Raw genomic sequence first — 13,500 nt, 5'->3', positions numbered from 1 at the left:
GTTATGTTTGATGAATCTCTAAAGCTGTTTTAATGATTCTTGTTTTATAAGAGGCTTCTTTGTTTTTTAATCTAGTTAATAATAACTGTACAGAATTTTCTCCTATTTCTTTTGCATGCTGATTAATTGTAGAAAGTTTCGGATACGAATATTCAGATAAAACTCCTTGACTAAAACTAATAATGGTTAACTCTTCAGGAATTTTAAATGCTACTGTTCTTGCTATGTTTAAAGTTATAATACCCGACAACTCATCCAATGCTAAAACGGCATCTATACGCTTACGCTTAATTAATTTTAGAAATGCTTCTTCTAACTCCTCTTCTTTTTCAAATTCTAGTAGTGTAATTTTCTTAGATGCATCAAAAGCTCCTTTTTTTCTCAACTCTCCTACACTCAAATGTTTTATTAAAGAAACGACTACTATTTCTTCTCTTCCTTTATTTATGAGATACTTTACCGTTTTTTTTGCAGAATCAAAATCATTGATAATTACTTTATCTGAGTTCAATTTTTCTGAATATCGATCAAATAAAACAAACGGAATCTCTTTTTGGTGTAAGGCAGAAATATGCTTATAGTTTCCTAATTTTTCTGTTTCTTCTGAAGGTGCTAACAAAATTCCGTCTACACTTCCATTAGAGAAAAAAGAAATACCTTCTTTTTCTGAAGAGACTGTTTCATTAGAGATAGAAACAATAACCTTATAGTTATTCCTTTTTGCTTCTTGTTCTATTCCAGAGAGAATTTTAGTGTAAAAATGATTGAAAATATTAGGTATAATTACCCCTATTGTTTTTGTAGATTTCGCTCTAAGATTAACAGCTACATTATTGGGACGATAATTGTATTTCCTAGCTAATGCTAGTACTTTTTTCTTGGTTCTTTCACTTATTTCAAAACTATCACTTAAAGCTTTAGAAACAGTTGAAATTGATACTCCCAACTCTTTAGATAACTGTTTTAACGTAACCATTTTTAATACTTTAACTTTTCATTTTTATCCCAAATTCCCCAATATGCTCCTACATCTCCTTCATCTCCAACCTTCCAAGATTCATCAAAAGAAGAGAAATAGAACATCGGTATATTATCTTCTGAAGACCATTTTTGAGCATTTATCAAATACTTTAAGGCATTCTCATAAGAAGGTATTGCTCCTTCTAAACCTTCTCCCTTACTTGGCCAACCTGTTTCTGTAATAATAACTGGTTTTCCATTGGCTGCATCTAAAGCTTGATAATACATTTGCTTCATATACATCAAAGAATAATCTATATGACAACCTTCCCAGTAAGGATAACAGTTGGTAAGTATGACATCACAAGCTTGCGTAATTTTAGGTCTTTCAGTAAATTCATAATAGGCATCAACATAGCCCATAGGAATATTTGTAGGTAACTCTTTTTTTACTTGTTGCATATATGCTAGCAATTCTTCTTCCGATAAATCTCTCCTATACATTACCTCATTACCTACCGCAGCAATATCAACATATCCTTTTTTTGCCAATTGTATCAGTCCCTTAATCTCATTTTCATTGATTTCTAAATCATCTCCTAACCAAGCTCCCACTAAGGTTTTAATTCCCATTTCTTTAGCTATTTTGGGAATTAACTCATTTCCTTCGGTACAAGAAAAAGAACGAATCCATTTAATATGAGGTTTCATAATGGTTAACCTTCTTCTTATTTGTTCTTCGGTTAGTTGATCTCCTGGTTCCTGACCTTCTTCATAAAAACTGGCACATAAACCATACATTCCATTCGCTAAAATATCATTGAATAACTCCTTCAAATCTTCTGTAGATTTCCCCTCAAAAGATATTCCTGAACTTACTGTTAAAGATTTTATTTTTCCCGTTCTAAATGACATTGCAATTCTTTGTTTTAATATTTTAACTTTTCATTCTTGTTCCAAATTCCCCAACGTGAACCAACATCTCCTTCTTGATGTACTTTCCAAGATTCATCAAAAGAAGAGAAATAAAACAGCGGTATATTTTTTTGTTGAGACCATACAATGGTATTTATAAAGTATTTCATCGCGTTACTTTCTGAAGGTTCTGCTTTCTCTGTATTATCTCCTTTATTAGGCCATCCGGTTTCTGTAATAACTACTTGTTTTCCATTAGCTATTTGTTGTGTAACTGCAAACATTTTTCTTAAATACTCTGAAGCCTCTTCAATAGAACTTCCTTCCCAGAACGGATAACAGTTTACCAAAATAACATCGCACACCTCAACCAATTTAGGTCTTTCTACAAATTGGTAATAAGCATCTACATATCCTACCGAAATATCTGGCAAGGCTTTTTTTACTTTGAGGATATTGTTTATGAGTTCTTCTTCACTTAAATCTTCACGTAATAAAACTTCATTTCCAACAACTGCTACATCTACATATCCTTCTTTAGCCAACTTGATTAAATTATCAATCTCTACTGCATTCTTATCGCTATCATTTCCAATCCAAGCTCCCACCATTGTTTTTAAGCGCCTGCTTTTGGCTACTTTTGGTATGAGCTCATTTCCGTCTGTACATGAAAAAGAACGAATCCAACCTGTATAAGGAGCAACAATATCCATACGTTGTTGAATTTGACTTTCTGATAGCTGGTCTCCTATGTTTTGTCCTTCTAAATACGGACTAAAACACAATCCGTGCATTTTATTTTGCAATGTGTTTCTGAACATTGTTTTGATTTCTTCTGCTGATTTTGATTTGAAATCGATCTCTGTAGAATTATCAATATTTAAATTAGAAGAAAATAAAGATGCCAATTTATTTGTTTGATAGTATGAAGACCCTACTGGTTTCTTTCTACGATCTAGTTGTGCACGAATTTCATTCGCTCTTGCTTCTGAAACACTATAATTACGCATTACGTACATTGCCGCTACTGTTCCTATAATGGGGAAAAAGCAAAAAAATGCGTGTAATCCATCTACTGAAGCTTGCTGCTCTACTGTTGGTAAATCGGCATTAAAACCAACCGCCCATATGATAACACCACTCAATGCTCCTGCAATTGCGAAACCTACTTTTACCATCCACCAATAAATTGCTCCAAAAATTCCTTCTCTACGTTTTCCTGTATTCAATTCATCAATATCTATTACATCGGCTGTCATTGACATCATAATGGTAAATAAACTCCCAATACCGAAAGAAAAGAATGGTAAGGCTATGATATACATCCATGGTTTCCCTGGAATAAACAGAAAATACATCATAATATATCCTAGAATAGAAATCGTTTGGCATAACATAAATGCCTTTTTCTTACCCATTCTTTTTGAAAGCCAGGCTACAACAGGTATTACTATAAAAGTGGTTCCTAAAGCTCCTAAAGCTCCAAATAGGGATATCCATATACCCGATGCTTCTGCACTACCATTAAATAACTTATAGACTATTACAAAAAATGTTAATGAGGATACAGCCATAAAGGCATTGTAAATAAAAAATGTAGCAAGACATAGCTTTCTAAACTCTTTCATTCTAAATGCTTCTACAAAACTCCTCAGTATTTTCTTTAAGCTACCACTAATGTTTAAAATGTTTAATGGCTCATAATCTTTATCTAAGGTAGATTCACTTTTAATAAACAATGCGGGTACAATAGCACAAATAGCACATGGAACGGCTACCCATATGGCTAATTTTCTGGCAGCTACATCTGCAGAAGGAAACCATTCTGGATCGTACATAATAATCCAAAATAAGGGTGCTATTACCCAAGCCCATTGTCCAATCCATTGAGCAATTGCCATAATATTTGTACGTTCATGGAAATCATCACTCATTTCATATCCCATCGCTACATAAGGAACACTGAAAAGCGTAAGTCCCAAGTAAAACACAACAGACCAAAGAAAGAAATACCAAAAATTGTATTGTACCGTATTCTCTTTAAAGAGTTGCCACATAAAAACATATGCAATTCCCATTACAATTCCTCCTGCCAAAACATATTGTCTACGTCTTCCCCATTTAGATTTCGTGTTGTCTGAAATAAACCCCATTAAAGGATCGGTGATAGCATCAAACAATCTTGGGAATAAATAAATCATTCCCCACATAAGTCCTGTAAATTTTAAATCTTCTACCAAGACTACCATGAAAATACCCAATATTGCAGGAAACATTTGATTGGCAAACATACCAACACCAAAAGCGACTTTTTGACCGAATGGAACTTTTACTGATTGTGACATTGTTAGTTTCTTTTAATTAGTAATGATGATAGTTTGTATTGCTTGCTTTCCTATTGAAATGTTTTTCGTTTTATTATTTAACTCAATTGTGAACTGCTTCTTCTCATGAGTAGGATTAAATAATATTACTGAAATGGTCTTATCAGGATTGAGTGCTGCGGTAACCATAACTTGAGCATCATTTGTTTCTGATTCTATGATTACTGCCTTAGGACGAATGTATTTGCTGAAATGAGCAAGTGTATAATAAATTGGTGTTAAGTATACCTCATCTGCTTCTTCGTCTACTATAACCGGAGCTACACACCAATTTTTAAACCAATTAGGGCCTCCTTGTTTATTTAAAACCATATTCCAATCTACCCAGCCATCTACCCAATTATTTAAACAGCCAATAATATCTCTTGCGTAACGGTATACGGGTACATACTTAGGATGCCAGCTTTTCTGATGCTCTGGTGCCCAATCCCAACCCCAATCTGTAGCTTCTTTACTCCAATACCAAGCATCATCTTTCCATTTAGGAACTTCTGAATCTACACAAGCTTCTGTTTGAATTAGATACTTATTAGGAGCTTTCTTATGTGCATATTGCAATGCCTTTGGAAAATAATCAACTGTACTCTCATACCAATGAATTGCAGTTCCTGCATAGTATTTAGAAGAATTTTCATCTTTGTACATTTCATCTACCCATTCCTTTAAACCATCTCTATTCTGATCATACCCAAAAATTTTCACCTTTTCTAAGCCTTCTTTTTCTAGTTTTGGGCCTAAATGATATTGTACAAAATCGGTCATCTCTTTCGGTGAAAAGTGCATACTCTCCCAATTGTTTCCATTTCCATGAGGTTCATTGACAACTGTTACTCCCCATATATCAATTCCTTCTTTTTTATAGGCTTTTAAATACTTAGAAAAGAACAGCGCATAGCTATCATTATATTTTGGTAACAGCTTACCTCCAACCCAATGGTTATTATCTTTCATCCAAGGTGGAGCGGTCCATGGAGATGCTATAATCTTAAACCCTTCATTAGAAATAGACATAGCATCTTTTATCATGGGTACCAAATCTTCTTTATCCTCTTCTATATTAAAATGTTCAAGCTCCATATCTTCAGCTACTGGAGCATATGTATAGTTGCTCAATGAAAAATCACAGGAGCTTATATGCGTTCTTGTTAAGGAATAATTTGCTCCTTCCTTTCCAAAATATGCTTGTAATACTTTATCTCTATTTTTCTTACTTAGTTTGTTTAACAAATAGGCAGATGCTTCTGTAAAAGAGCCTCCAAACCCGGTAATTGTTTGATATTTTTTTTCAGGATTGATACTTATTTTCGATAAATGTCCTTCTATAGAAAATTCAGATATTGGCGTTAGTTTATTCCCACTAGCTGATGTTTCTAGTACTTCTAGCTTTAATTCTGAATTATTTTTACATTGAGTCATCATTATAAAAATTAGAACGAAAAATGTTAATCTCTTTATAAGTATCATAATCATTATGGTGTTATTACCAGTTCCTTTCTTAAAGGAGGCATTAATACATCTACCAGAAGATTCTCTTTGCTTCCGTTGTAGGTTTTAACTATTTTATTTCCTCCTCGTTTTAATCCTTTAAAAACTCCTTTATCTACTAAATCCCATAAAGCATATTTTGCTTTTCCATCTACGGTAAATAAACCAAAATAGTTTTCTGATCCTTCAGGGTTTTGAGCATCTTTCCAAGTTTCATCAAAAGCTTCAAAATAGAAACACGACATGCCCTCTTTAGCTGTCCAATCTCTCATATGCTCATAAAAAAGTGCTTCTTTATATTCATCTGTGGCTTTAGAACCTTTATTACCATAAAACTCATTTGAATAACTAGCCCAACCTGTTTCTCCTATATGAATTGGTTTATCAACTCCAATACTTTTCATATACCGTTCAACACCATGGTATTGAGATTCTGCATAGCGACGTGCACGAAGCATTGCAGCTTTTATTTTTTCTAAGCTAGAAAGTGTATCTTCTTTTTGACTTACACCCCAAAATCGTGGGTTATAATGGGTATCATGCATCGGATAGGTATGCATAGAAATAAAATCTACAGCAGCTATCAGTTTGTTTAAATCCTCTACATGATATTCATTGCTTCCTCCTCCCCAAGAGGCAAAATTATCTGAACTTGTAATCCATAAATCTTTATCCAGTTCCTCTTCTTTTTTTAAGGTTTGAAGATGATTTACCCATTTTAAAATTACCCAAGGTTGTACATAATAACTCGTGGCCCACTTTACCATAGCTTCGTTACCAACGGCTATTATTTTTACTATATCTGGGTATTGATTTGCTAGTCTAACAGCTTCATCTATTTCTTTTTTATTTTGTTCGCTTTCTTGTGTATGGTCTACTGGTAAGCCTGTCCATGCGTTTTTACAATCTATCCAAGCACCTAACATGACATACATTTCAAAGCTTGCTTCTTCCTTCTTTAACTCGCTAATTGCTTGCAATAAATTTGAAGCATGCGGTAAATGCACATTATAGGTTCTTAATAATTTAACTCCCATTGCATGAAGAATTTTCATATCTTCTTTCAACTCTTCAATTGTTGGTTGTATCTCTCTCGTATTCTTACGATATCCTCCGTAAGATATAGCTAGGTAATTAGGGTTTCCTAGTATGTCTTTCGCTTTCACTTCTTTATATGGTTTCTTTAAGGGCTTAGTATTTGTTTTCTCTTTTCCACAAGAAATCAAGAGGACAATGAGTAATATGATATGACTTCTTGACTTCATATAATTATTTTAAATATTCTTCTGTTATAAACACATTAAGTTGTGCTACACTGTTGGTTCTATTAAATATTTCTGAACTTGTTGGAACATCCAAAGTCAATTCTTCTATAGTTCTATAATCTCCATTACTATATTGAATTTCTATTCCTACCTTTTTTGAAATGATATATACAATAGGTATTTGACAGTAAGAAAACAGTAAAGACTCTATTGGAAGTAATACTCTTCTTTGATCTCCTGAAACTGCTAAGAAGTTAATTTCCTTAGCTTCCTTTAAAAACTCATTTTTCCTAAGTAAATTCGGGTTAAAGTGTAATTTTCCTTCGGAAGCATATACTCCTAGTTCTCCAAAACGACATAAAATATCTTCTTTTACTTGCCCCGTCATTCCAGGTTGCTGAGCTCCTTTACCTTCAGGTGTATGAGAATAAGGGTCTGTTGGGAACGCACCATACAATGTTGGTGATTTATGTACTCCAATACCTTCATTAATTTCATAATAATGCTCTAACAGTCTTCCTATAATTTCTTCACTTTCCTTTTCTTTAATCGCTTTTAAACAACATTCTTGAACCGCTAATAGTAATTTAGAAACCATATGCCAATATATAGACCCTAAACCTTCGTACCCGTAAAAAGTTCCTGAACGTCCAGTAAATGCTTTGTGATTAAAAACTTCTTCAAAGATTTTGAATACTTCATTTTTATCTTTTTCTGAAATTTCCAACGAAAAATTATCCATAGCAATAGCCAAATCATTTGCATTTTTAAAATTTCCGTTAAAATGAAATCCTCCAAGAATATCTTTTTCTATGATAGAAGTATCTCCAACATCAACTAAGGTTTGTAATACAGTTGATTTTCCTAAAGCTTCATTAGGAATGGTGTTTCTTTCTATAAAGCCTTTTAACTCCTTATTTGGATATAATAAATAACTGTATTGATCTTCTCTAAAAAGACGACTCTGCTTTAAGGCATCTAATACTTGTAAAGCCTCTAATGAAGTTAAACTTCCTGAACTTAGTACAGCAACTTGTCCTTCTAACATTTCATCTAAATATGCTATTGAAACTGATTTTTCACTTTCTACAGTCATCAAATTATAGGCATGGTACAAATTGTCTGCTCTTTTATTAGCTTTTATCGTGTGCTCTAGATAAGCTAAACTTAGATTTATAAAAGTTCTTAATGATTCTAAGCTAACCGAGGTTTTTCTGCCCGAAAAAGAGTTTTGGTAAATATGTAATCTATATTCACTTGCTACTTGCCCCAAACCATCCAAAACTTGTTTTCTTTGTTGGTTTGTAAAACTATCTGAAAGGAAATCTTTATATGTTTCAAAAGTATGTAAGACCTCTTCGTAAAAAGTCGCTAGCTCTTTTGAAACTTCTACCGATTTTAATTGAGAGTCTTCAAAAATTTCCTGAAAGAAACTTAAAAATCGTCTTAAGTAACATAAGGTAACCAACGATACTCCATTACCTACCAAGGCATTATTTGCATCATTCCATTCAGGTCGTTGTGTATTCATCCATATTCCTGCTTCTGGAATAAAGTTGGATAATTTAGCCAGTACTGTGGCTAGTATTTTTTCTATAAAATTGACTTTGTGTATAAACCTATTTTCATCACGTAGAAGGGCTCCATCAGCACCTAACTCATCGCGTTCTTGTCTTATTCTTAAATCAGAGTTTTCATCAAATTCAATAGTATCTTTAGGGTTTTTCAACAAATCCTGATAAGACTTAATTCTATAAGGAACATTTGCATATACAAACAAATCTTTGTTGAAAAAGCTATCCAATTTTTTAGGCTCATAACTTTCTATAAGTTCTAAAAACTTTAGTAAGTAAATGATTTGATGATCTCCCCAATATCCTATATAGCTCCATGGATCATCTGGTTCTATCGTTTCCCAATCGAAACCATCTTTGGTTACCCTATAAGGGTTATAACCATCAAATGTGGTTGCATTCAAAAACTTATGAATCATACTTTCAATAAAAGCAGGATAAGAATGAGCTAAAGCTTCCCAATTTTGAAAAATATCTCTCCAATTCCCTTCATAATCTAATTTCTTTGAGCCATCTTCATTTCGTGTATTGATAGAAAACTTGTTCCATGGTCGACTAGGATCTCCATGGCGGCGACTAAACTTTAAAGGCATGTATTCTAAACACAATCTTCTAAAATTCTTATCTGTTGTTTTTGCAACAACCTCTTTTAGTTTAGAAACCATAAACTTCTCAGGTAAATTATCTATAGTAAGTTCATTCTTTCTAGCTACTTTTTTATTTGCTTTTGTTATATATGTTTTAAAATCCCATTTTTCTATGGTATAATTGTCATCAAAGATTCCTCCTCTCATGATATTGAAAAGGACATTTGAGAAATGACGCGTATTCCTTAATTTATCTGCTGAAACTTGTATACCATCTGATGCTGTATTTAATTGCACCAAATGCTCTGTACCAAGATTGATATCTTGTTTTACTTTTTTTAATAAATCCGTGTCTTTTTGAATACTTTCAGATAGCTTAATTATTTCTGAATGGTTTTGATTAACATTCGCTACTATATACCATTCTTTACTACTTTTTGAAGCTAACTGTATTTTAGTTGTGATATAATAGGCTCCTTTTTCTCCTTTTATATCTGTTTCTTCAACTAAGGTTTCTTTTCTTCTAAAGTTTCTTAACTGTTTTGAAGAAAGTAGATAAATAGGATTTTCTATTCCCCAACTCCAAACAATATTTGATTTTAAAGCTTCACTAGGTTCTGCTTTATCAACTATAATCGCACTTAACGCAAAAATTCCTAAGCCAGATTTCTTATCTAATTCATTTCGTTTATAAGCATCTACAAGGTTACTGCTTGCATTTTGTAAATCACTACCAACTCCATATGGTAACACGTTTTGAATTCCATCAAGAACGTCAACATTTACAGAGTGTAAAGAGTTATTTATAAGTTTACTACTTCGTATAAATCCATATTTATCACTCGTATTCCACCCGTATCTAAAAGTGATTTCTAAATCGTGATTAACCTCTTCAAATAATATTTTATTTCCGTAACTATTTTTATAAATATTTCTAGTAATGTTAAATATTCCTTCTCCTCGTTCTGAAAAAGGCTCCCACAAATATGTTCTATCTTCTCTATGTACTTGAAAGATTGATTTACTACCTGTAACCTCAATGCTTTCCGTTATTTTATCGTCTGTATAATACGGAAATAGAGCAAACTCACTGTTTTGTCTACCCGCAGTAATACCGCCATTGCTTGCAATAAATATCCAATGATTGGATGCGCTTACAATACTCATAAAAAAAGGACGCATCTCGTCATTATTGCTAATCTTAAAAAAAGCTTCTCCTTCTATAAAAACCTTTTCTAACTTAACTTCTTTGACTGCTTCTTGTGCTAAAGTTAAATTCATTTTATTGTAACTAGTGTAACTTATAATTTTGTTTAAAAAGGTCGAGTAGTACCTCGACCTTTCTATTAATTCAAACTGAGGTGCTATAATTACTCACTGAAGTAAATATTATCTATTGTAATATTTACTCCTTGAGTTGTATCTGTTCTAGCTGCAGAAATTACTATTTGTGCGATTGCATTTCTAATTAAATTTTCAGGATCACTAGCAGCAACGAAGTCTGCTAAAGGAATAGACAATGAATAAATATCTGTACTTGTGGGTACGTGAGTGTACTGAATTGCACTTGTTTCACCACTTCCTCCTTCATGGTTCGACAACTTAATATTAAACACTTGACCTGGTAACAAAACGTCTACTTTATAATCAATATGGAAAGTTGTAAAATTGGTTGCATCAAATGCAGATGAAGAAAAATCAATTCCAGCAAATGTCTTACCTCCTTCCATGTTTATAACTTTTGCCGGGCTCCCATTAAGAGTTCCATCAACAATTCTCGCAGAAGAATCTCCCCAAAACGGACCCCATTCATTTACTGAAATATCCGTAAAGTCATTGTTATAAATAGAAACTATATTTCCTGAACTTCCCCCACCTCCCGAACTTGGAGATTTATAGAAATAAATATTATCTAAATAAATATCTATTGGGTCTGTTAAGTTTGCAGAACCATCTGCGTTAAACTGACCGTCGAATTTCATTTGGACTACAGAATCCCAAGTCATTCCAGTAAATGCTGATTTAGGAATATCAACACTATTCCATTTTCCAGGTGTTACAGGTACTTCTATTAATACCTCTACAGCGCCTGTTGCCGAACCTCCCGCATTAATCGGACTTATCTTTATCATTCTATTCGTTACGGTTGAAGCTACCCATATATCTACATGTAAAAACTCCATTGTAGAAGCGTTTACGGGACCTGCCGCACCAAAATCTGTTCCTTGATAGTTAAAGTTAGGATATGCTAATACTAAATTTCCATCTCCCGGATCAAAAGCTGTATTCACCTGCATATGTCCCCATTGTCCCCAATTAGGATCATAATTACCTACAGCTATCGTAGCATAACTTCCTCCATAAATTGAAACCACATCTCCAGCCTCTCTTGCTGGCGGCACAGGTGCAGAAGTTGGTGGTGATGTAGGAGGAGTAACAACCTCCACCGTTCGGGTTACTTCAGTTGCAGCATTTCCTGCTGCATCGCTTACATTATAAGTGATAACATAAGTACCTAAAGTATTCACATCTACTGTAGCTCCACCCACAACAATATTAGCAGAAATGTCTCCATCTAAATCATCTACAGCGGTGGCTCCGGGATCTGTAAATGTTTCCCCTTGAATTACCGTAACCATTGCATCTCCATTCAACGATATTGTTGGTGCTGTAACATCAATCGTTGCTACTTGCTCGATATCATCTATATAAAATTTACCTGCGGTAGTACCAAAAGCATCTACAAATAATGTTAACCTATTATAACTCGCACTTGAAGCTGTAAATGTAAAAATCATTTCTTCCCAACCTGTTCCCCCATGACTTACAAGTAATTCTGTGGGCCCCGATGTTCCTTCTTCCAATTTTAACAATACGTCTAATGCTACATTTGACCATAAATTCATCTTTATCGTCTTGTTATTCGTTAAATCTATTGGTGCATCTAAGTCATAAAAGAAACCTTCAAAATTAACACCGTTATTCGTTATTTCTCCAACCATTGAAGTTGAAGTGTTTGAACCTGAAGGATCTGGATTTTCTACCAATTGAAATGTATTACCTGCAGGAAAAGTTACAACATCTCCATACTTCACATTTTCTGTATCAAAATTGATTGGCAACCTTACCGGAATTGGTATATTTATATAAACTTTATCCTCAAAAGTTTCTGTAGCTCCAGATATATTGGTAGATTTTAACATCACCGTATATTCTCCTGTAGGATATATTTTTGTTGGATTAATCTCTGTTGAAGAAGTCCCGTCTCCAAAACTCCATTCATAATTATCTGCATTTTCAGATATATTGATAAATGTTACTTTTCCCAAATCTTGATTAACGGTATAAGTAAAACCAGCACTCACTTTAGGTAATACTGCATCATTTTCTTCACATCCTATTAAACTTATAACCAATATAAAGGTTGATAATATTTTAATGTTTTTAATTAATTGTTTCATCTTCTTAGACTTTTTAATTATTGTTTATATACCCTTACATAATCTACCAACATACTTTGTGGAAAAACTGTTTCATTGTTTGGAGGTCCCACAAAACCACCTCCAACAGCTAAGTTTATAATGATATAGAAAGGATGGTCTAATACCCAAGTACCAGTAACATCTTCTCTAGTTATTTGATTATACAAAACATCATCTACATAAAAGTTTACGTAATCAGGCGCCCATTCAATACCAAAAACATGAAAACCGGTATCAAATCTATCATTCGTTAATTGATAACTTTTGGTAATAGCATTCCCAGCAGAATAACCAGGACCATGAACACTTCCATGGATCTTGGTAGGTTCTTGACCTCTAAATTCCATAATATCTATTTCACCACAATTGGGCCATGTAAAACCAGGCTCGTTACAGTTATTTCCTAATAACCAAAACGCTGGCCACATTCCTTGTCCGTAGGGTACTCTTATTCTTGCTTCAAACCTTCCGTAAGCCTCTTCAAACAGTCCTTCTGTTTTTATTCTAGCTGAAGTGTATCCTGAACCATTAAATGCTTCTTTTCTTGCAGTTATGATGAGTATTCCATTTTGCACAATTACATTTTCTGGTCTATCAGTGTAGTATTGTAACTCGTTATTTCCCCATCCATTTTGACCTGTTCCAATATCATAGGTCCAAAGAGAGCTATTCAACGCTCCATCTGTATTAAACTCATCACCCCATACCAGTCTAGAAAATGTTGCTACCGTTTGCTCTTCACTTTTATTACATGCAAGGCACATTAATATCACCGTTAGTAATACATATTTAGGTAATACGCGTTTAATTATTGAATACTTTATATGATTATTCATATACTTATTTTT

General features: G+C 33.5%; 8 protein-coding genes. All 8 read right to left on the bottom strand.

What is annotated here, in order from left to right; translation table 11 throughout:
* Position 1: 1 nt before the first annotated feature.
* Positions 2–976, bottom strand: a complete 975-nt coding sequence (locus tag ABNT22_RS08290; protein ID WP_348718824.1) for a LacI family DNA-binding transcriptional regulator — start codon at positions 974–976, stop codon at positions 2–4.
* A 2-nt stretch (positions 977–978) separates the two neighbouring features.
* Positions 979–1,875 carry a glycosyl hydrolase family 17 protein gene (locus tag ABNT22_RS08285; protein WP_348718826.1) on the bottom strand — a complete coding sequence of 299 codons (897 nt, stop codon included), beginning with the start codon at positions 1,873–1,875 and terminating at the stop codon, positions 979–981.
* Between the two features lie 14 nt (positions 1,876–1,889).
* The gene (locus ABNT22_RS08280) at positions 1,890–4,220 is read right to left on the bottom strand and encodes an MFS transporter (protein ID WP_348718827.1); all 2,331 of its coding nucleotides are present in this window, start codon (positions 4,218–4,220) and stop codon (positions 1,890–1,892) included.
* A gap of 12 nt (positions 4,221–4,232) precedes the next feature.
* Entirely contained in the window at positions 4,233–5,678 is a 1,446-nt protein-coding gene (locus ABNT22_RS08275; protein ID WP_348718828.1) for a glycoside hydrolase family 30 protein, read from the bottom strand.
* A gap of 50 nt (positions 5,679–5,728) precedes the next feature.
* Positions 5,729–7,009, bottom strand: coding sequence for a glycosyl hydrolase family 17 protein (locus ABNT22_RS08270; protein WP_348718829.1), 1,281 nt, complete (start codon positions 7,007–7,009; stop codon positions 5,729–5,731).
* Positions 7,010–7,013: 4 nt separating this feature from the next.
* Entirely contained in the window at positions 7,014–10,451 is a 3,438-nt protein-coding gene (locus ABNT22_RS08265; protein ID WP_348718831.1) for a hypothetical protein, read from the bottom strand.
* Positions 10,452–10,540: 89 nt separating this feature from the next.
* Positions 10,541–12,631: an immunoglobulin-like domain-containing protein gene (locus ABNT22_RS08260; protein ID WP_348718832.1), complete on the bottom strand. Its 2,091-nt coding sequence runs from the start codon at positions 12,629–12,631 to the stop codon at positions 10,541–10,543.
* A gap of 17 nt (positions 12,632–12,648) precedes the next feature.
* Positions 12,649–13,488 carry a glycoside hydrolase family 16 protein gene (locus tag ABNT22_RS08255; RefSeq protein ID WP_348718833.1) on the bottom strand — a complete coding sequence of 280 codons (840 nt, stop codon included), beginning with the start codon at positions 13,486–13,488 and terminating at the stop codon, positions 12,649–12,651.
* Positions 13,489–13,500: the final 12 nt, after the last annotated feature.

Origin of the sequence: Tenacibaculum sp. 190130A14a (genome assembly GCF_964048965.1) — a bacterium.
Classification (GTDB): domain Bacteria; phylum Bacteroidota; class Bacteroidia; order Flavobacteriales; family Flavobacteriaceae; genus Polaribacter; species Polaribacter polynesiense.
This window is presented reverse-complemented; position numbering and strand designations above follow the sequence as displayed.